The organism is Thermostichus sp. MS-CIW-40 (genome assembly GCF_054058315.1).
Map to the genome: position 1 here is coordinate 32091 of NZ_JBSSAC010000004.1, position 20344 is coordinate 52434.

Annotated in this window: 19 protein-coding genes; 13 read left to right on the forward strand and 6 right to left on the reverse strand. The window is 59.0% G+C overall.

Annotation, left to right across the window (positions count from 1 at the left end; translation table 11 throughout):
- Positions 1-116 precede the first annotated feature (116 nt).
- Positions 117-728, forward strand: coding sequence for a glycerol-3-phosphate 1-O-acyltransferase PlsY (gene plsY, locus ACVWXF_RS02380; RefSeq protein ID WP_414522593.1), 612 nt, complete (start codon positions 117-119; stop codon positions 726-728).
- A 42-nt stretch (positions 729-770) separates the two neighbouring features.
- Positions 771-1139, forward strand: a complete 369-nt coding sequence (locus ACVWXF_RS02385) for a gamma-glutamylcyclotransferase family protein (RefSeq protein WP_414329655.1) — start codon at positions 771-773, stop codon at positions 1137-1139.
- On the opposite strand, the gene ACVWXF_RS02390 is transcribed toward ACVWXF_RS02385, so the two are convergent.
- The 5 genes from ACVWXF_RS02390 to ACVWXF_RS02410 form a co-directional block, all read right to left on the reverse strand.
- The gene (locus tag ACVWXF_RS02390; protein WP_457473531.1) at positions 1117-3471 is read right to left on the reverse strand and encodes a cation:proton antiporter domain-containing protein; all 2355 of its coding nucleotides are present in this window, start codon (positions 3469-3471) and stop codon (positions 1117-1119) included. The genes ACVWXF_RS02385 and ACVWXF_RS02390 overlap by 23 nt on opposite strands.
- Before the next feature lie 383 nt (positions 3472-3854).
- The gene (gene minE, locus ACVWXF_RS02395) at positions 3855-4157 is read right to left on the reverse strand and encodes a cell division topological specificity factor MinE (RefSeq protein ID WP_011431985.1); all 303 of its coding nucleotides are present in this window, start codon (positions 4155-4157) and stop codon (positions 3855-3857) included.
- A 98-nt stretch (positions 4158-4255) separates the two neighbouring features.
- Positions 4256-5062, reverse strand: coding sequence for a septum site-determining protein MinD (minD, locus tag ACVWXF_RS02400; RefSeq protein ID WP_414406662.1), 807 nt, complete (start codon positions 5060-5062; stop codon positions 4256-4258).
- Positions 5059-5802, reverse strand: a complete 744-nt coding sequence (minC, locus tag ACVWXF_RS02405; protein ID WP_457473532.1) for a septum site-determining protein MinC — start codon at positions 5800-5802, stop codon at positions 5059-5061. Before minC ends, minD begins: the two co-directional genes overlap by 4 nt.
- Before the next feature lie 403 nt (positions 5803-6205).
- The gene (locus tag ACVWXF_RS02410; protein WP_414424419.1) at positions 6206-6352 is read right to left on the reverse strand and encodes a hypothetical protein; all 147 of its coding nucleotides are present in this window, start codon (positions 6350-6352) and stop codon (positions 6206-6208) included.
- Positions 6353-6679: 327 nt separating this feature from the next.
- Between ACVWXF_RS02410 and ACVWXF_RS02415 the strand changes: the two genes are divergently transcribed.
- The 11 genes from ACVWXF_RS02415 to cobN all read left to right on the forward strand — a co-directional run bounded on the left by ACVWXF_RS02415 (position 6680) and on the right by cobN (position 19823).
- The gene (locus tag ACVWXF_RS02415) at positions 6680-7147 is read left to right on the forward strand and encodes a hypothetical protein (RefSeq protein ID WP_414390857.1); all 468 of its coding nucleotides are present in this window, start codon (positions 6680-6682) and stop codon (positions 7145-7147) included.
- Between the two features lie 68 nt (positions 7148-7215).
- Complete coding sequence (locus ACVWXF_RS02420) at positions 7216-8043, forward strand: LmeA family phospholipid-binding protein (RefSeq protein ID WP_457473533.1); 828 nt, start codon at positions 7216-7218, stop codon at positions 8041-8043.
- Between the two features lie 103 nt (positions 8044-8146).
- Positions 8147-9640 carry a signal recognition particle-docking protein FtsY gene (gene ftsY, locus ACVWXF_RS02425; RefSeq protein ID WP_414329639.1) on the forward strand — a complete coding sequence of 498 codons (1494 nt, stop codon included), beginning with the start codon at positions 8147-8149 and terminating at the stop codon, positions 9638-9640.
- A gap of 27 nt (positions 9641-9667) precedes the next feature.
- Positions 9668-10885, forward strand: a complete 1218-nt coding sequence (locus ACVWXF_RS02430; protein WP_457473534.1) for a DUF2254 family protein — start codon at positions 9668-9670, stop codon at positions 10883-10885.
- Positions 10869-11345 carry a hypothetical protein gene (locus tag ACVWXF_RS02435; RefSeq protein ID WP_457473535.1) on the forward strand — a complete coding sequence of 159 codons (477 nt, stop codon included), beginning with the start codon at positions 10869-10871 and terminating at the stop codon, positions 11343-11345. The genes ACVWXF_RS02430 and ACVWXF_RS02435 overlap by 17 nt, the downstream gene beginning before the upstream one ends.
- 109 nt (positions 11346-11454) lie before the next feature.
- Positions 11455-13248 carry an ArnT family glycosyltransferase gene (locus ACVWXF_RS02440; RefSeq protein WP_457473536.1) on the forward strand — a complete coding sequence of 598 codons (1794 nt, stop codon included), beginning with the start codon at positions 11455-11457 and terminating at the stop codon, positions 13246-13248.
- A 43-nt stretch (positions 13249-13291) separates the two neighbouring features.
- Positions 13292-14356 carry an ABC transporter permease gene (locus ACVWXF_RS02445; RefSeq protein WP_011431976.1) on the forward strand — a complete coding sequence of 355 codons (1065 nt, stop codon included), beginning with the start codon at positions 13292-13294 and terminating at the stop codon, positions 14354-14356.
- A gap of 167 nt (positions 14357-14523) precedes the next feature.
- Complete coding sequence (locus tag ACVWXF_RS02450) at positions 14524-15300, forward strand: gamma-glutamyl-gamma-aminobutyrate hydrolase family protein (RefSeq protein WP_414389413.1); 777 nt, start codon at positions 14524-14526, stop codon at positions 15298-15300.
- Between the two features lie 633 nt (positions 15301-15933).
- On the forward strand, positions 15934-16218 hold the full coding sequence (locus ACVWXF_RS02455) for a hypothetical protein (protein WP_457388257.1): 285 nt from the start codon (positions 15934-15936) through the stop codon (positions 16216-16218).
- 33 nt (positions 16219-16251) lie between these two features.
- The gene (locus tag ACVWXF_RS02460; protein WP_457473556.1) at positions 16252-17028 is read left to right on the forward strand and encodes an RNA-guided endonuclease InsQ/TnpB family protein; all 777 of its coding nucleotides are present in this window, start codon (positions 16252-16254) and stop codon (positions 17026-17028) included.
- A gap of 578 nt (positions 17029-17606) precedes the next feature.
- Positions 17607-19823 carry a cobaltochelatase subunit CobN gene (gene cobN / locus ACVWXF_RS02465; protein WP_457395706.1) on the forward strand — a complete coding sequence of 739 codons (2217 nt, stop codon included), beginning with the start codon at positions 17607-17609 and terminating at the stop codon, positions 19821-19823.
- A gap of 205 nt (positions 19824-20028) precedes the next feature.
- On the opposite strand, the gene ACVWXF_RS02470 is transcribed toward cobN, so the two are convergent.
- On the reverse strand, positions 20029-20328 hold the full coding sequence (locus ACVWXF_RS02470; RefSeq protein WP_457394815.1) for an RNA recognition motif domain-containing protein: 300 nt from the start codon (positions 20326-20328) through the stop codon (positions 20029-20031).
- Positions 20329-20344 lie beyond the last annotated feature (16 nt).

Consider the following 20344-nt stretch of genomic DNA (forward strand, 5'->3'; position numbering starts at 1 on the left):
ACGTAACGGTGCTGCAGACGAGGCCGCAAACAGCCAAAAGCTCCTGGACGGGGCAAGATCCCAGTTGCAGCTCAGACCCTGTGGCAAAGTGAGGGAAGAGCGTTCCAGATCCTGCTATGCCTGCATTGCTTACGGCTCTTCTTGCGGTGCTGGGGGGCTATCTCCTGGGATCCATTCCAACCGGCTACTGGGTAGGTCGTTGGTGGGGGGGGATCGATATTCGTCAACAGGGATCCGGCTCTACCGGAGCAACCAATGTGTTGCGGACGTTGGGCAAGGGGCCCGCCCTGCTGGTGTTGCTGGTGGATGCTGCCAAGGGGGCAGCAGCAGTTGCCCTGGGATCGGCCTTGGGATCCGCGTGGTGGGTGGTTTTGGCGGCATTGTTCGCGGTGATCGGCCATAGCCGTTCCTGCTGGCTGGGCTTCAGGGGGGGCAAATCGGTGGCCACCAGCCTGGGGATCTTGTTGGCTATGGCTTGGCCAGTAGCCCTGACAACTTTCGGCGTCTGGCTGCTGGGGCTCGCCCTCACCCGCATCGTTTCCTTCAGCTCCCTTTTGGCGGCAGTGGCGGCTCCGGTGATGATGTGGGCAACGGCTCAGCCTTTGCCCTATTTGTTGTTTGCGTTGGCGGGCGGGGTGTATGTGATCGGTGCTCATCGGCGCAACATCGAGCGCCTACTGGCCGGGTCGGAGCCGCGCATTGGCCAAAAATGGACGCAATCTCCCTAATTTTCAAGGCACTGTGAAGCAGCTGTATTACTCCGCAACGCTATGCAACCGACCACAGTGGTTTTTGTCTACGGATCCCTGCTGCGGGGCGGCCAATACCACAGCTTGCTGCAGGGGGCAGAATTTTTGGGGACAGACAGCCTCAACCACATTGATCTTTACAGTCTCGGCCCCTACCCGATGGCAGTTCGTGGCCGAAACCGGCTCTACGGCGAGTGCTACCGCATCCCCTTGAGTCTATTGCCCCGATTGGACGAGCTGGAAGACCACCCGCGGGTGTACGAACGGCAGTGGGTGCAACTGGATAGCGGCACCTTTGCTTGGGTTTATCTGGGTCGGCCTGAGCAGGTGCAGGGGTGTTCCCTCATCCCCAGTGGCCGCTGGCTGGCTAGAGATCAAAGTGGAGCTTGACGCCCTCAACATACTGGGGCGGCAACAAAGACTCTATCCCACTGTTGTGCTCTGCACCACTGTCGCGAACGCGAGTGTGAACGGCTGCGGACGGATCCCATTCTTGGGAATCAGGCTCTTTGGCGGAGAGAGCACCGGCATCCACAGGGCTGGAAACGCGCTCCAGGTAGTAGATGCGATCCCCGCGTCGCCAAATGTCTGGCTCAGGCAGGTAGAAGAGCCGACCCGGTCGAGATGAGCCGCTCCTCAGCCGCTGCGGGCGCACCAACAACAAGGGCAGGCATAGATCGGCTTTGATTCGATAGGCAAACTGATCCCGCAGCCGTTCAAGGGTGGGATCCTCCAGTCCCATCTGGGCCAGGAAGGGATTGGGCAGCGCTGGTGCTGAAAAAGCGCTCCGCACCGCTGTCGGGAACGACTCTTGAGCCGTCAAGACATCAGCTTTATTGCTCCGCACTGCCTCCGGCAGGGTTGAGGCCGCATTCGCAGAAGCGTCACGTAGCGATAAAGGGAGAGGCAGGCCCAGGTCTGCCAACGTGGGTAGGGTGATCGAGCGCAGCTCAGCCCGGTTGGCCTCCAGATAGCCGGCCCAGCGCTGCAGTTGGGGGAAGGAAGGCTGCAAGGTGCGGATCCCTTCTGAGATGGGCATATCCGGCAGCAACACCGTCCAGATGGTGGCCGAAACCGAGAGTTTCACCATCAACTCGGCAATGGCCCAGTTCACCTGCGGATCCAGAGTCAGGATCAACAGAGTTTCCGCATGGTCGATATCGGCCTTCAACAAAGCAGACTCGTTCAGTACAGCTTCCTGCAGGGATCCGGGGATGGCTTCTGGCTTGCCGACTTCCTGGCTTGGGGCAGACTTGTGGGTGCCGTTGCCGTCAGAGGAATGAAGTTGTGGGGGCAAGCCATCTGCTGGACGACGCTTCGGCGTTCCTGACAGGGATGTGGAGGACTTACGGGATGGCGGGATGGAGTCCTTACCGTCTGTTGGGTGGGGAGCTTTGTAGCTGCCGTGCCCATTTTTGGAAGACCCAGAAACCAACGGGATCACCTCGACCGTCTGGTTGAGCGAGCGCATCAACTGGGCCAATTGGTTGGTGAGGGGATGATCGCCGATGATTATGGTGGAACTGCCCTGATCCAGACCCAGCCAACGGGCCACCCAAGCCGCGGTCAGCCCCTGTACCGTCACCGTCACCGAGATGGTCAAAAACACCAGCGCCTTGAGGGCATCTCCCCCGGTAATGCCCCGTTCTGTCAGCAGAATGGCAAACAAGGAGGCCACCGAAGCCGCCACAATGCCCCGAGGAGCCAGCCAAGCCACAAACAGCTTCTGCCGCCAATTCAGGTCGCTGCGCCAGGTACACAGCCACACACTCAAGGGGCGGATGACCAGCATCAAGCACAGCACTGTGGCCAGGGATCCCCAGCCCAGGGCAAACACCGCCTTGAGGGAGAGCGTGGCGGTAAGCAAAATAAAGATCACAGAGATGGCCAACACCACCAACTGGCCGTGAAACTGCCGCACACCCCGCTCGGCAATGGCCGCCTTCTGCCGCACCACCAGGCCCGCCATCACCACCGCCATCAGCCCCGCCTCCGATCGCAGCGACTGGGCCAAGGCAAACACCCCCAGGGCCCCCGCCAGCACCACCGAGTTGCGCAACTCCTCGGTTAAAAACTGCCGCGACCAAAGCAGGAAGGATCCCATCAGCCAGCCCCCCAGCGCTCCCACCGCCGACCCGATGGCCAGACGGCTGGACAACTGTTCCAGGGCCATGAGAAAACTGGGATGGCCAGAGAGCACCACCTGCAGCACCACCACCGCCAAAATGGCCCCGATGGGATCGATCAGCACCCCTTCTCCCTCCAGGAGCGTGCTGACTGCCGAATCGACTCGTACCCGCTTCAGGATAGGGTTGATCACCGTCGGCCCCGTCACCACCACCAGGGATCCAAACAAAAAAGCCAGCCGCCAGGGAAACTCCCCCAGATAGTGAGCTGCTGCTGCTCCCCCCACCAGGGTCAGCAGGGATCCCAACAAAACCAAATTGCGCAGGCTATCGGATACCTGATTGAGACGTTGCAGCCGCAGGTTCAGCCCCCCCTCAAACAAGATCAGAGCCACCGCCAACGACACCAGCGCTTCCAGCCCGGATCCCATGACTTGGGGATGAACCCAGCCCAAACCATCTGGCCCCAGCAACAGGCCAAACAGCAGCAGGAATACAATGCTGGGCACTTTGACAAAATTGGCCAGCACCTGAGCAGCGATCCCAGCCACCAGGGCTAGCGTAAACAGGATCGTCAGCTCAAGTGAATCTTGCATATTGAGGCTTGACCGAACGCAATAGCGGGACGGAGCCCTTACCTTTCCAGCTACTGAACGCTAACAATCTCGTCGCTGCCATCGTTAACGTCGTTGTTGCTCCGCAACGCTAACGCCAATGCAGACTGCTGGAAAGTCTCCAATCGTCAAGGGGGCTCTGCCCATCACGTCAGCAGTTCATGAGCTCGAACATGCAGAGTTAACATTTAGTTAACCTCTGTGTGCTGGCTCCATAAGGTTGCAAAAGCTACACCCAGCTCCACTCTTTCTACAGTACACACGACTTACCTCAACCTATCACAGAGCGAGCTTGACGACCACTCTGGCATTGGGAGCCCTGTTGGAATGAAGGCCAATTAACATGCTGCCAGAAATCTCCCCTTCTAGGCTTTCTCGCCTTCTGAGCGGCTGAGACCGGTCTCTAAGGGCTTAACGCGACGGATAGGCAGATTGGCAATAAGAGCAGTCGTTCCCCCTTCCGTGGCCAAGTGAAACTGCATCCCTTCTGAATCCAGCTCCACATAGCGGGACACCACCCCCAAAATCTCCAGGCGCATTGATTCCAGCGCCGCCGGGGTGAGGTCAGCGCGGTCATGGGCCAAGATCAGCTTCAACCGTTGCTTGGCTTGCTGGCGGCTGTTGCCGGAGTGCCGAGAAAAAAGCTGATCCAAAAAATCGAGGAGCATAGGTTTTGCCGGCCTTGTTACTCAGTTGTGAAAGTTGTGAACAGGTCAAAATTGCCATTCCAATCTGGATAAAGTGGGGAAAAACGACAAAACAGTTGTCAGAGCACCTTTTGGTTTAAAAACCGTTTGGCCCGCTCCCAAAAGGACTCGCCCAAACTGGCCATCTTGGGGAAGTCCACTGTTTCCCCTTCTAGCCGTCGGGCAATGCGCTGGATGGCCTGAGCAGCCAGAGTTGGATTGGCGGAGAGAACCAGGGGCTCCCCTTTGTTGGTGGAGACGATCACCTCGCGGTCTTCTGGAATAATACCCACCAACGGGATGGCCAGCACCTCCACCACATCTTCCACCGACATCATCTGGCCGGCTGCCACCATGTCCGGGCGCAGGCGGTTGACAATGAGCTGAGTCGATGAAATCTGTGCAGCTTCCAGCAGGCCCACCACGCGATCTGCATCCCGCACCGCTGCCACTTCTGGGGTGGTGATGATGATGGCCTCGTTGGCCCCGGCAATGGCATTGCGAAACCCTTGTTCGATCCCTGCCGGACAATCGATCAGCACGTAGTCATGGCTGCTGGCCAGCTTCTCGATTAACTGGCGCATCTGATCCGGATTCACCGCCGTTTTGTTGCGGGTTTGGGCTGCCGGCAACAGCGAGAGATTGGGGGTGCGCTTGTCTTTCACCAAAGCTTGCTCGAGGCGACATTCCCCGGCGATCACCTCTAGGGCTGTGTACACCACCCGATTCTCCAGCCCCAGTAGCAAATCCAGGTTGCGCAGGCCAAAGTCTGCATCCACCACCACCACCGAGCGACCCAAGCGCGCCAAGGCAGTGCCCAGGTTGGCCGTCACGGTGGTTTTGCCGACTCCACCTTTACCAGAGGTTATGACAATGACTCGGCTCATACTCCTCTCCGCAGAAAATCCTGAAGGCTGGCGACGCAGATGACATCCTCCTGCAGGTAAACCACTTCAGGGGTGTTGGGCAGGGATCCGCCTTCTGGCGGACGGGCCACTTGATCGGCAATGCGCAACTGAGTGGGCTCCAACTGCAAAGCCAAGATTACAGCTCCCTTGTCGCCGTCGGCCCCCGCGTGAACCAGGCCCCGCAAGCGTCCCCAAACCCAAATATCTCCTCCAGCAATGATCTCGCCGCCGGGGTTGAGATCCCCCAACAGGAATACGGATCCTCTGTGACGCACGGACATGCCAGAGCGCACCGTCGAACGTAGGTACAGAGGTGTGGTGTCTGGGGGAGCAGGGGGAACTGCCTCCAAAAGGGAAGATTGCTCCACAGAATACCCCAACGTCGCTGCTGCAATCGCTGTCGAGCGGGATCGAGTTTGAACGCGCCACAGTTGCAGTCCATGCTGAGACAATAGGGCAGCAAGAAGTTGTAGGGTGGGCATGTCCAGCTCTCGCTGCTGGCTCCAGAGGGTGAGGGGAGCGACTCCGGCCCAGTAGGGTTTGCGGCTGCGCAACTGCCAAACCAGGTTTTCCCAAAGCTCCTCCCAAGGCAAGGTGCTGGGCAAGTGCAGATGAATCCCCTGGGCATCCGACCGAAAGTAAACGCCGTCTGTGACCCAGGAGTTTGGAGATGGGGTAGCTGGGGAGATTTCAGGATTCCATATAGAGGATCCCGTCATGACCGCCCTTAAACGTCTGCCCGAATATAGAGCCCTATCCTATTCCATTCCCCCAAGCCAGGGGAAACTCTCTCGGCGGTTGCCCTTGATAGCAAAGCGGTTTCGCTTGGGTGGCAGGACAATCTTGCTTCGGGATCGCTAACTTGAGGGTACTTGATGGAGCCAATTCCTGATGTTGAAACCTCGCCACACCCTCAGGCTGCTCGCGCCAGCAGGACAGGATCCTCTCCTCTCCAAGGGGTGGAGTTCTCGCGCGGTGAGACCGGTCGCCATTGCCCTACTCAGCATTCTTGCGGCATCTGGGATGGGATCCCCTGCCCATGCCCAAGATCTGGGCCGTTTGCTGATTCATGGCCTTCAGTGGCTGCAGGTGAGCCAGTTGAACGATGCCCAAGAGGTGAGCTTAGGCCGCCAGATCGATATTCAGGTCAAATGGGGGCGCGTCCAGGGTAGAAGCTCGAGCTGCAGGAGCAAACCAAAGCAGCAACGCCCACAGAGCCGGTGCCGGCCACCTTGCCCAGCGCCAATAGGAATAGGGGATCCCTGCCATAGACTTTGCTAACTCACTAGTGTACCGTCCGCTTTGGATTTTGCCAGGGAGTGGCTGAAGCGAAGAGGACGTCATAGCTGCGCAACGCTAACGCGACTGGCCGGCATCGTCTCAGGAACCGTTGGGTCACAGCCGGCGGATCCCATGCCAAACTTTGGTTTAGAATATTTTTAGATTCGAGATTCAGTCTCACTCATTTGAACTTGGGGAGGCCAACCTTTAGCCTTGCCAAGGATATCCCTCTTCTGCAGCGCTCCACTGGGATCTAGCTTCCTGCCCTTTCCCGTCCTGTTTTGTTCATTATCTCTACCAACTCAGGAGTTTCTTATGGCCGTTCCAAATGGTCATTCCGGCACGCTTCCAGAGCAAGAGGCTTCTTCTATGGGAAAGGACGCCCTCCCGCTAACGCAAACGGGTAACGCTCTAAACCTGGCTCCCCTGCCTGCTGATGGGGCCTCTGCGGCTGCTCAGATGCCGGTACTGCTGGAGGAGAAATCCGGCCCGCCCGTGTTTCCCAGCCCTGTCAAGTTCAGCGAAATTGAGATTGACCACCGTCCGGTTGGGGCTTCGACCCTGAAAGTGGTGGATTACTATGCCGACGGACGTCCAGTTACTGCTGCAACTCTCAAAGTCGTGGACACTTGGGGGGAGGGACGCCCAACGGTTGCCTCTGGCGCCAAATTCATCCATGACCCCGCGCTCAATCGGCCGATAATGGCCGATGGCCTGAAAATTGCCAAAACCTTTATGGGCAATCGCCCCATTGAGGCCAGCCCCCTCAAGGTGATGCGCTAGCCCGGATCCCCAAGGTGGGCCAGGGATCCCCTTGCTAACCTGGGTTGGGGCACATCCGGTTAGTGATCATGGAGATCCTGGCAGTTCTCTTGGGGCTGTTGGCGGGCTTGGGAGGAGGAGCGGGCTATCTGGCGGATCAGACGGCGCGGCAGCTTCTGTTGGATCAGTTGGATCGGGCAGAGGTTTTGGAGGTGCGCATCCAAAGCCAGCCCAATTACCGGCTGCTGAATGGCCAAGCGGATCGCCTGCTGATTGCCGGTCGCGGGCTCTATCGAGCGCCCTTTCCCCGCATCGAGCTTCTGGAGCTGGAAACTGATCCGGTGGCAATTGACCCCTCTTTTTTCCAGGGGGCTCCCTTGCGCCTGGCGCGACCTCTGCAAGCGGCGGTACGGGTGTTGGTGCGAGAAGAGGACTTGAATGCTGCCCTCAACAAGCCAGAGGTGCTCCGCCAGTTTCAGGATCTCCGGGCCGATCTGCCTTTTGGGGGAGCGGGAAGGGAAGCTCGCCGTTTCGATCTGCGTCAGCCCCGCGTCGAGTTTTTGGATCCCAGCCGCATTCAGCTCTCTGCCCTCTTGGTGGAGAAAGACGGCGGTACTGAGCAAAAGGACTCCGTCCCGCTAACGCGAGCGGTGGAGGTGGTGTTTAACACCGGGATCCGCGTGGAAGAAGGGCGCAGCCTAAAGCTGGAGAATCCGGAGTTTGTGATCGGTTCTGTGCGGGTTCCCGATGAGATCTCAGCAGCGTTTTTGGGCGGGCTCAATGAGGTGCTTGACCTGCAAGAGCTGGAAGAGATTGGGATCCTGATGCGGGTGCTCAGCCTAGAGATAGAGCCTGACCAGTTGCAGGTGATTGGGTTTGTGCGGGTGGAAGGGTTGGAAAGGACCTCGTCCCGCTAACGGGGATCCCCATTGAGCAGGGATGAGCTCCCCAGGGCTGCGCTCTAGCAGGAGAGCTACTCTGTCAAACTGGATAAAGATCAGCCAGGCTGGAGATGGGATTATGGCCTTCGATTGGTTTCGCCGCCGCTATACCGACTCTACCGACTCTCCTGGTGAAGCGGAGTCTTCGCCACCAGCCCCCGCGCCAGCCACAGAACCGGCGGAGATCTCCCCTGAAGACTATTTGGCTTTTGCCAAAGCCGCCTATGCCAACCTGAAGGCCCGTGCTGCTGCCCAAGCCCCACCGGCAACCGAGGAGTCCGCCCCGCCTGCGCGAGCAGAATCCGTCCAGCTGCAGCCACCGGCCTCGACTGAGGACTCCGGCCCACTTGCCCAAGCAGAACCCCGTGAACCCGTCCAGTCCTCCACTCCAACACAAGAACCAGCATCTCCAGAATCGCCCCCTGTGCAGCCGGCGGCAGCTCCCTCGTTTTTCGATCTGGCTCCCCGCGCTGCTGAGCGTCTCCAAGCCCTGCAAGCCAGCGCTGTGGACGAGCCCAAACCCGAGCCGGTGACTCCAGCCGTTGCTCCCTCTCCAGAGACGGGGCCGGAAGAGCTGGTCTTCGATGAGGGCTTCCGCTGGTCAGCCGAGATCTTGGCGGCTCAAGGGCGCAAACCGGAAGAGATTTCCGTTGAGGAAATCTCCTGGCTGCAAAAGCTGCGGCGAGGCTTGGGCAAAACCCGCCTTAACCTGATCAACCAGTTGAAAGCCCTGGTAGGCCGCGGCCCTCTGGATCAGAAGGCTGTGGAAGAAATTGAGGCCCTGTTGCTGCAGGCCGATGTGGGGATCGACGCCACCGAGCAGATCATCCAAGCCCTACAAAAGCGCATGCGAGAGGAGGTGGTGCCCCCAGAGGAGGCCGTCAAATACCTCAAGCAGCAGATGCGGCAGATGTTGACGGTGGGGAATCCCACCTTTGCCCCACAACGGGACACGCTCAACATTTGGCTGATTGTCGGGGTGAATGGGGCGGGCAAAACCACCACCATTGGCAAAATTGCCCATGTCGCCCGCAAGTCTGGATACCGCTGTCTGATTGCTGCTGCTGATACTTTCCGGGCTGCTGCTGTGGAGCAGCTCAAGGTTTGGGCAGAGCGAGCAGGGGTAGAGGTGATCGCCAATCCCTCTCCCAATGCCGATCCGGCAGCGGTGGTTTTTGACGCCATCACAGCCGCCAAGGCCAGGGGCACCGAGTTGCTGTTGGTGGACACGGCAGGCCGTCTGCAAAACAAGAAAAACCTGATGGACGAGCTAGCCAAGATCCGCCGCATCGTCGATAAAAAAGCTCCCGAAGCCAAAGTAGAAAGCCTTCTGGTGCTGGATGCCACCCAAGGGCAAAACGGGTTGCGCCAAGCCGAGGTGTTTGCCGAGGCTGCCAAGTTGAGCGGTGTGATCCTGACTAAGCTGGATAGCACCGCCAAGGGGGGGATTGCCCTGGCCATTACGCAGCAGATGAACCTGCCCATCCGCTTTATCGGCGCCGGCGAGGGGCTAGAAGATCTGCGGCCTTTTTCCAGCTACGAGTTTGTGGAAGCTCTTCTAAGCGAGTATTGAGGCACCCCCTCTCTGAGAAGGGCCATTGTGAAAGAGAGACACACAGATCCAGGCTTTGTTGGGCGTCGCCCCCGCTTTCTGCCCTGGAGTGCTGCAGTGGTGGGGGCAGGTTTGCTTTGGGCTTGGGGTGGGCACCGCTGGATCCAGAGCGGGTTGAACCTGGTTCGGGCGGGATCCACGCAGGATACAGAAGCTTTGCAGGAATTTGTAACCACCTTGGCTCAGGTGTTGTCGGGGGTGCTGGGCTTTACCCTCTCGGTGGTGGCCATTGTGGTGCAGTTGAGCGCGGATCGCTTCACGCCAAAGGTCACGGAGCTGTTTTTGCGCGAGAAAGTCAATTTCTACCTCTTCTTTTTCCTGATTTTGGCCAATGTGGTCAGTTTGTGGAGTTCGGCAGCCCTGGGCTTTTACGTTCGTGTTGGCGTTGCGGAGCAACACCCTCCAGGGTTGCTCGTCGGGCTGAATCTGCTGCTGGGCACAGCTTCGTTTTTGATGCTGATCCCCTACTTTCGCTTCGTGTCTCACTTTTTGCAGCCGGCTTCGATTATCCATCCCATTGAGCAGCAAGTGCGGCAGGCCATCCTGGGATCCCTTGCTTCCAGGAGATCAGGATCGGACTCCGGATCCAAGAGGGGCTATTTCTCCCGTTGTTCACTGCAACTGCGGCCTCGTCACGACAACGTTGTGCAGCAACAGCGATGCGCAGGAATACAGGGTGCCGTAGGCATAGCAACAGAGCAGCACTCTCCAATGGGCGAATGCTCGCCAGCTCATCAGCGCTGCCTGTCTGCCCTCGATGAGATCAAAAGCATCGCCACCAGCGCTCTCCGCCAGCAGGAGGGGAGCATTCTCCTGGAAGCCTTGGATAGCCTGAAGTCTCTATGGGTCTTCTATGCCGCTCACAAAGCACAACTGCCCCCTGCCTGGTTTCTCCTTACTCCAGCTCTGTGGCGGGATCCGGACTTTGCTTCGGTGGATAGGGGCCTGCTGGGCCGGATCGAGGCAGAAGGATCCTGGCTGGAGCTGAAGATCCTGCGGCAGTATCAAGCCTTATTTGCCGATCGCGTAAGCGGGACGGAGTCCTTAGGGCTAAACGGCATGCGCCAGGCGAGCACCCTGGTGGCCATTCACAGCCGGGAGCTGGGGATCCGCGCCCTGGAAGCCCAACAACTCACGGTAGCGGGGTGGGTGATCAAGTTTTTCAACACCTATCTGCGGGCCGTCATCAGTGCTCCGCACCGCTAACGCGAACAACGCGCGAGACATCCGCAGCGGCTACAACCTGCTCAAGCAGTACCGCTTGTTGGCCGAGGCAGCCCTACAACACCGCCAGTCGGCTCTGGTCTTGCAGATTGTTGGCTACTTTCGCTACTACAGCTTAATTGCCTACAAAGCTGGCCTCTTTTTCCTATCGCGTAAGCGGGACGGAGTCCTTTCTGAAACCTTTGGCTTCGATTTGGGAATGTTGGCCCAGTCGAGCTGTGCTCTGGGCTCTGAAACAACGGAAGCCATTGTGCAAGCCTTGTTACGCCTGGATCAAGACCCCGTTCGCGTCAGCGGGACGGAGTCCTTAAGCGAGCAACAGGAAACCACCCTGCGTGGGATCCGCAAAACCCAAGTCCGCTTGGCAGCCTATCGCGTCAGCGGGACGGAGTCCTTTTTCCTCAGTCGTGGCCGGGAGGACTGGGCCAGGCTGTTCGCGTAAGCGGGACGGAGTCCTTAGAGCTCCTCTGGATCTCTGGAGCTTCCCTAAAAAATTCTGCCGCTCGCGTAAGCGGGACGGAGTCCTTGTCTAGTCTGGTTAGAGCCGCCCCTTGCTGACTTGTCCCATGCGTCCTTTCGGCAACCCCAACCGTCTGGGCAGTTCTCCTAGCCGCAGATCCCTGCCGGGATCCAGCTCCTTCGTTCAGTTTCGCCGCGACCCGCACCTAGTGCCCTTTTGGGGCCTAAGCCTACTAGTCATGGGCCTGGCAGTGCCTCTGTTTGTGCTTTCGGGGGCGGATCCCAGTTTGGCTGGCTGCGACGAGAGCTTTTATGCCCAAATGGCCCGCGAGCTGCTGCGGGGAGGGCATTGGCTGGGGCCCACTTTTTTGGGGGAGCCTTTTTTCGAGAAACCCCCTCTGCTCACCTGGAGCGTGGCCCTCAGTTTTGCCCTGTACGGGGTAAACGAGTGGGCAGCGCGGCTGCCAGGGATCCTCGCTGCTTTGCTCTCCATTCCCCTGGTGGGCTGGATTGGGCGACCTTTTTTGCCAATGCGGGCGGTCCTTTTGGGGATGGCAATTTTGCCCTTGTGCTACCTCTGGGTGCAGCAGGGGCGGCTGGTGGGGCAGGATGTGCCCTTGACCTTTCTGGAGCTGCTAGGGATCCTGGGGCTGGTCAACGGTATCCGCGGCCACAGGGTTTGGTTTTGGCTAACCGGAGTGGCCTTCGGGCTGGGCCTGCTGATGAAAAGTGCCATGATCCTGCTGCCGGGGGCGGCTTTGATCCCCTATCTCGTGCAGCAACGGCGCCGCTGGATGGGATCCGCCCCATTTTGGCTGGCGCTTGGGCTGGGCTTGGGGATTTTTGGCCTCTGGCTAGGTCCAGCCATGCAGGTGTATGGCCCACAGGTGCTGACCACCCTGGTGGGGAAGGTGTGGGATCTGGGGCAAGAGCCCTTCCATGCGGATGCCACCGGCTGGTACTACCTTTGGCACATTCCCGTTCATGGCTTCCCGTGGACGGTTTTGGCCCCGGTGGGAGGCTTTCTCCTGGTGCGCCAGCAGCCGGGATCCACGCTGCTAATCTGGTCTTTCCCCCTGCTGCTGCTGTTGTTGTTGCAGCTTTATCCCACCAAAACCCCCTACTACACCGTGCAGCTTTACCCTTGGCTGGCTCTCTTGGCCGGGGTAGCCTTGGATCAAGCGTTGGCTATGCGGGGTCGGGTCAGCGGTGCGGATCGCGTTAGCGGGACGGAGTCCTTGCACTTAAAGCCCCGTCTGGCTCAGGTGATCTCTTGGGGCCTGGCAGCGGTGGGGCTGTTGCTGTTGGGTTTGGGGGTGGCCGTCCGGCTGGGCGTAGACGGTCTGGAGCTCCTACAGCCTCATGCTTGGCCGCTGGTGGCGATGGGTCTTTTGTACCTCTTGCTGCCAGGGATCTGCAGTTGGTGGCGGGTGTTGCGCTGTGCCGGCGAGCTGTGGGTGGGAATCCTCTTGTTGGCCGGGATCCTCGCCATGATCACCATCGTCTTGCGGCCTGATTTCGGCAACTTCAGCCCTGCTTTTGCCCGCATGGATTGGAGCCAGATGCTGCCCCCGTCCGTTCGCGCTATTCGGACGGAGTCCTCGACAGAGGCTGGGGAGACGGTGGTGGATATTGGCCGCAGCGGCTTGCCGGATGTCTGTCAGGCCCAGGCCATCGCTTTTTATACCCCTAATCCGGGGAGATGGGTGGATGATCAGGCTCTGCAACGAGGGGAATATGGAGACTACCTTTGGGTATCTCCGGTGCAGGCAGAACAGGTGGAGATCCGGGATTTGGGGTTACAACCTCTGGCGGCGGTGGAGGGCTGGCAACTGGTGCGCCGTTTGGATCCCCTCTTGGAGCAGGGCAGCGGGGAGCCTCTTTGAGTTTAAAAATCTTAAGTTTAAGAATCCTAGGAAGTGTTAAAGCATGGCGGGAATAGCGGAATCGGGCCGGTCGTGGGTGTCTCTAGAGCGTACCTGGGTAATCCAGGGATTGGCTTGGCTGGCAGCGCTGCTATTTGTGGCGGGGGTGATCCTGCTGGCGGGGGCTTCACCTCTCCAGGTGGCGGCCAGCATGTGGCAGGGGGCCTTCGGCACTGAAGCTCAGTTTGGCCGGGTTTTGGCAACGCTGGCTCCCCTTGTCCTCTGCTGCTGTGGGCTGGTGTTTACGTTTGTTGCCGGTCTCTACAACTTGGGCATCGAAGGGCAAATGGTGGTCGGGGCAATTGCGGCCACGTTTCTGGTGCGTCTGGAAGCGGGATGGTTGCCGCCGCCACTGGCCATTACCTTGGCGCTTTTGGCCGGGATCCTGGGCGGGGCGGGCTGGGGCCTGTTGGCTGGGATCCTGAATGTGTGGGGGCGGGTCAACGAGATCTTCGCTGGGCTGGGGCTGAATTTTGTTGCCCAAGGTTGGGTGCTCTACCTGATCTTCGGCCCTTGGAAAAGGCCGGGGGTGGCTTCCATGAGCGGGACGGAAGTGTTGGATCCCCGTCTGTGGTTGCCCACCTGGGGGCGGTCAGAGGCCAGTCCGGTGGCGTTGCTGCTGGCCCTGTTGGCTTTGGCCCTGACGGTGCTGGTGGTGGGCAACACTCGCTTCGGCCTGCAGTTGCGGGCGGTGGGGAAAAACCCTGTAGCTGCTTTCCGGTTGGGGATCCCGGCTACCCGCAGGTTGCTCATGGCATTTGCCTGCTGTGGGGGCTTAGCAGGGCTGGCGGGCGCCTTGCAGGTGTTGGCTCTGTTCCATCGCCTCATCCCCAATATCTCCAGCAATTTGGGCTTTCTGGCCTTGTTGGTGGTGATGCTGGCAGGCTTTAACCCCCTGCTGATTTTGCCGATTGCCTTTTTCTTCAGCAGTCTTAACATCGGCAGCTTGCAACTGCCTCTCTCTTTGCAATTGGAGTCTTCTTTGGCCGGTGTGATTCAGGGATCCCTGGTGTTGTTCGTCTTGCTGGCCCAAGGGATCAGCCGCCGCTACTTCCTTGGGAAAGGTTAATGGCTTCGGCGATTTCTGGGATCCCTTTGCGTTAGCGTTGCGCAACAACGAGATTTAACTCCTATCGCGGGGGAAAACTTTGGATTTTTCTGCTCAGGACAGTGGTGCGGTTCCTCTGCCGTAGGCATAGCACCATCAACATCGGGAAATAAGGTTATCGTAGAAGGATGAATCGGACATCCCCTTTTTCAAATCGACCGCTCATCGGCGTTACCACCCGCAACCGCAATGACGAGGGAGACTTTGTAGCGCCAGGCCGTTATGTGGATGCCATTCGTGCTGCCGGAGGGATCCCTGTTCTTTTTCCCCCAGGCGAAAGCGAACCCCAGGTTTTGCTGTCTTGGGTGGATGGCCTGGTGTTGACCGGTGGCGGCGACCTCTGCCCCAGCACCTATGGAGAGGATCCGCAACATCCCCAGGTGCGCTATGTGAACGCGGAGCGGGATCGATTTGAGGTGGCCTTGGCTCAGGCCGTGCTGGCCCAGGGGATCCCTGTTTTAGGCATTTGCCGGGGGATGCAATTGTTAAATGTGGTCAGTGGCGGCAAGCTGATCCCCCATGTGCCTGATGTGTACGACGAGCTGGATCACTTCAACCCCGCTGATCGCAAGCCCATTCGCCACAATGTCAGCCTGATCCGCTCCACACGGCTACACCAAATCGTCGGCGCAGAAGAAATCTCTGTGGTCTCTTGGCACCATCAGGCCATCCGCGATGTGCCCTCAGGTTGGCGTTTGGCTGCCCGTTCTCGAGATGAGCTGATCGAGGCCATTGAACACGAAACCCACCCCTGGGCTGTTGCCGTGCAGTGGCACCCCGAGTTCACCTTTGAAGAAGCCGAGCACTTCCGTCTGTTTCAAGCCTTTGTGCAGGCAGCACTGCGTTTTTCCCCGCGCCTAGCTGGCCTGCTGCCCAACCCTGAGCCCGTACCCCAAGTCGCCTGAGGAAGGTTCCCGGCCAGAGGACAGTCCTGCCGTTGGAGAATCATCCAACAGTTATCCCGTCAGTTATCCCGTGCTAACTTCTAGGCGGTGCCCCCTTGTCAAGAAGCGCCGTTGTCGCTACGCGACGCTAACGCGAACGCGGTAGCGGGACGGAGTCCTTTCCCGTCAGGGTGCCGTGGGCATATGAACAGGGAGCGACCGCTGGAGAGGGTTGTCTCTCTAGGGCTGGCTTTTGCCAGCTCAGCTCTTTTGGGTGCCTGCGGCGAGTGGAACTCTTCCCGAGCAGACCGGGTCAGTTGCCTAGCGATGCCTTTGTGCGCCTTTACGATGCCATCGGCAATGAACTCTGGAGCCACCAGTTTAGAACCCCTGACCAAGAAAACTGGGTTGCAAGCCCTGCCCTTAAGGGCGGCTTTTACTTCATCGCTACGTGACGCTTTCGCGGACGCCTGCGGCGGCGCAGAGCGCTATAGTCTGTCTTAGTTGGGGCACCGGTGAAAGTAAGTGTATCGCGTCCGCAGGCTCAAGTTAGGAACTTCCCCACAGTTGCACCAGTTGGCTTTGGCAGCAGGCCAGCTGTATTCCCAAACCCTCGTTTCCTTTTGGCGGGTAGTCCGTAAAAAAGGTTTGTGGTTGAAACCCGCAAGCTTAATGCGCTGGTTCCCCAACAGCCCAGAAAATGAGCTCCATGCCCACAGTGCTGACGCCGTAGTGCAGAGCTTCTGTGCTGCCCTGAAATCCTGGCGCAGCCGCCGCAACAGCGACCCCACCGCCAAGCCCCCCAAAAGACGGCGGCGCTACTTCAAGGTCATCTGGAAGTCCTCTGCCATTAGGGTTCGGGGTGGGAAGTTAGTTCTTTCCAACGGCAAGACCAACCCGCCTGTGGTCATTTCTTGGGCGTGGGAGACTCCAGTCTAAGTAGAAATCGGCTGGGATGGCAAGCAGTACGAGCTGCGGGCCTGCTACGACCCCAGCAAACGGCAGGCGGAGAGGAAAGAAGAGGAAACACCAAAGGCCGGGGAAGTGGCAGGGGTGGATTTGGGAGAAGTGCATCTGGCCGTTGCCCACGATGGGAAGGAAACTTTCATAGCCAACGGGCGGTTGCTGCGTTCCCAAAGGCGTTACCAGAACAAGCTGAAGGGCAAGCTCTCCAGGCTAATGGCTCGCAAGAAGAGAGACTCACGGCGGTGGAAGCGGTTAGTTCGTTCTAAGCAGCGTCAGTTAGCTAGGCTGGCAAAGCAGATGGCGGACATTTTCCACAAGCAGACGACCAGGTTGGTCTCCACGCTCCAAGCAAGAGGCGTGCAGACGGTTGTGATTGGGGACATCCGGGATATCCGGCGGTCGGCCCAGTACAACAAGGTAGCCAACCAGAAAATCCACCAAATGCTGTCGGGACAGGTGCGGCGGATGCTCACCTACAAGGCAGAGCAGTTGGGGATGCGGGTGGTGTTGCAAGAGGAGCGGTACACCTCGCAGAAGTGCCCGCGCTGCAACATGCTCCACAAGCCCAGTGGTAGGGAGTATCATTGCCGAGCCTGTGGCTTTAGGTTTCACCGCGACGGTGTGGGTGCAGTGAATTTGAGACGGAAGTATCTGGGGCAGTTCGATGTCCCAGTAGTTGGGGTGATGGCATCCCCCATTGGGTTGAGGTATTGGCCTCACGCCCAATGTAGCCCGGCAAGTGAAAGTCGTTTCACAAACCGGGAAAGAATCCCTCGCCTTTAGGCGGGAGAGAATGTCAATGGATCGGTTCTCTTGCTTCGGATAGAAGGGGAAATCTTTGGGTGGCGGGGGTAACTTGGGGAGCCTTTCCTGACCAACCCCGAGCGGGCATGAAAGATGTCTTGGTACTCAAATACGCTCGTTAGGCTGAGGCTTTGCCAGGGCGGGATCCCTCTGCGGCAGCTCAACACCCCAGTAGCCAGCAGAAAGCTGCCCCATGCTAGGCTCTAGGCGGTGCTGCCCTAGTCGGCAAGGGGGGACTTGAAGGATATGAAAAAAAGGGTGGGCAGGGTAGTTTTCGCAAGTGCTTTAACTTTTTTTGCCAGTTCAATTCTTCTGAGAGCCTACGGTTCGCATTCAATCGAGTGGGCTCGCCAGTTCGGAACTCCTGCGAATGAGGTGGCTGACTCTATTGCTGTCGATCGCGCCAGCAGTGCGGAGCACTTTGGACAGGGCAATGCTTGGGTAGCGGGAACCACTACGGGAGCCCTTCCTGACCAGTTGAGCGCTGGGAGCTGGGGTGCTTCTGTGCTTCAAGTACAGTCGCTAAGCCTGAGCTTCCTTCTCTTGGGAGAGCGGCCATGCACCGAATAGCTGCTTTGCCAGGGGGATGGGATCCCACCCAGTCCGGGGTCATTTTCCTGGAGCAGGATCCTGCTCCCATTGTTGTTCTCTCGGCAGCCGATACGGACCTGACGGCTTTGAGCGCGGCCATCCGTCTTTTGCCCCAAGACTTTCCGGCCATACGGGCAGCTAATCTGCTGCAGTTGCAACAGCCCCTCAGCCTGGATGACTACGCCGAGAAGGTGCTGCGGCAGGCCCGGCTAATCTTGATCCGCCTGTTGGGGGGGAGATCCTACTGGAGCTATGGCCTGGAGGTGGCCAAGCAGGTGGCAGCCGAGGAGGGATCCACCCTGATCGTCATTCCTGGGGACGATCGCCCCGACTGGGATTTGGTGAGCCATTCCACTGTGCCCCTGGCGGTGGCGGATCGGGTGTGGCGGTACTGGCTGGAGGGGGGAGCGGAGAATGTGGCTGCCTGTCTGCTGTTGCTGGCTGGGGAGTTCCTAGGGGGCCAATATTCGGCGCCGGATCCACAAGGGTTGCCTCGTCTTGGGATCTACCAACCTCCCGTAGCCTCGCCGACGGATCCCCAAGCTCCCAAGGTGGGGATTTTACTCTACCGGGCCCATGTTCTGGCGGGGAATACAGAGCCGGTGGATCAATTGGCAAAAGCCTTGGTGGAGCGGGGGCTACAACCCCTTTGCCTGTATACCTATAGCCTTCAAGACCCAGACTTGCCCCCAGCCATTCGGGATCACTTCGGCGGCCAGATTGACCTGTTGCTCAACACCACCAGTTTTTCGCTGGCGCGGTTGGACAGCCACCAGCCCGACGTGAGGCTGTGGCAGGAGTTGGATATGCCTGTTTTGCAGGTAATCCTCAGCGGTGGATCCCGCCAGAGCTGGGAGGACTCCACGCGAGGACTGGGAGCGCGGGATCTGGCCATGAATGTGGCTTTGCCGGAGGTGGATGGGCGCATCATCAGCCGCGCCGTTTCCTTCAAGGCGGTTCAACAGCGGGATCCCCACTTGCAAACGGAGGTGGTGGCCTACGTGGCTGTGCCGGATCGGGTGGAGTTTGTAGCCGATTTGGCGGCCAACTGGGTGAAATTGCGGCGTACCCCCCCTTCCCAGCGGCGACTGGCTTTGATCCTGGCCAACTACCCCAGTCGGGACGGGCGACTGGCCAATGGGGTGGGTCTGGATACCCCTGCCAGTTGTGTGGAAATTCTCAAAGCTTTGGCGGGAGCTGGCTACTCAGTAGATCCCCTGCCCCAGACTGGAGATGAACTCATCCATTGGCTAACCGAAGGCCAGACCTACGACCCCTTGGGATCCCTGCGCCCGGCTCGGCAATGCCTTTCTGCTGCCCTTTATCGAGAGTGGTTTGCCCGCTTGCCTGAGCCCATCCAGACCGACCTCGTCCGGCAGTGGGGGGATCCGCCCTCTCGAGATATTCCCGTGGTGGGACTGCAGTTAGGGCAGGTGTTTGTAGGCATTCAGCCCCCGCGAGGCTATGACCGGGATCCGTCCTTGAACTACCATGCCCCGGATCTGGTGCCCCCCCATGAGTACCTGGCTTTTTACCTGTGGCTGCGGCAGGTCTTCGCCGTTCAAGCGGTGGTGCATGTGGGCAAGCACGGCAACTTGGAATGGCTGCCTGGCAAGGGATCCGCCCTTTCCGCCACCTGCTACCCGGAGGTTGCTCTGGGGCCAATGCCCCACTTCTACCCCTTCATCGTCAACGACCCAGGAGAGGGATCCCAGGCCAAGCGGCGAGCCCAGGCAGTGATTATCGACCACCTCACCCCGCCCCTTACCCGCGCCGAGCTGTACGGCCCCCTGGCGGATTTGGAACGGCTGATGGATGAGTACGTGCAGGCCCAACAGTTGGATCCCAGTCGTTGTCCCCTGATTCGCGCCCAGATTCAGGAGCTGGTTCGAGCAGAGCATCTAGACCAACAGTTCAACCTGGAAAAAGAAGAAGATTGGAATCGCCTGGATGGCTATCTCTGCGAGCTAAAAGAATCCCAGATTCGCGATGGGCTGCACATCTTTGGCCGGATCCCTGCCGGTGAGCAGCTTGTTGATCTGGTGGTAGCCCTGGCCCGCTACCCTGGCCACGGGCAACTGGGGATTACTCAGGCCATTGCCCGCGATTGGGGATGGGATTGGGATCCCTTGACCGCCGACCTGACAGATCCTTGGCCAGAGGGATCCCCGAACTCGCCGTAACCCAAGCCAAGCGTTTTATTTTCCTCTCTCAGGGAGCAAGGAAGAATCTTAAGAGTAAGAGGAGTTGATCGGGATCCCTCATCAACTCCTCTGTTGGAACAATGGAAGCAGGCTAGAGAAACAGCTGGATCCCGGAATCGTAGCCCAAGACCGGCTCGCGCCTAGGTGCCCCCTGGCCAGCTACCGGGAAGCCTCAGCAGGCGTTTCAATAGCGAGATTGAAAACTCCGCCGCCGCTCACCACCACCGAAAGCAGGGCGTTCTTCCCGGGGACGAGCTTTGTTCACCTTGAGGTCGCGCCCCATCCATTCCGCCCCATCCAGCGCAGCAATGGCGGCTTGCTCCTCTGCTTCAGAGCTCATTTCCACAAACCCGAAGCCTCGAATGCGGCCTGTCTCGCGGTCAGTGGGGATCTGCACCCGCTTCACAGAACCGTACTCAGCAAAAACAGCGGTCAAATCCGCTTCTGTCACCTTAAAGGAAAGGTTGCCAACATAAATCGACATAGACGATCTCCGAAAG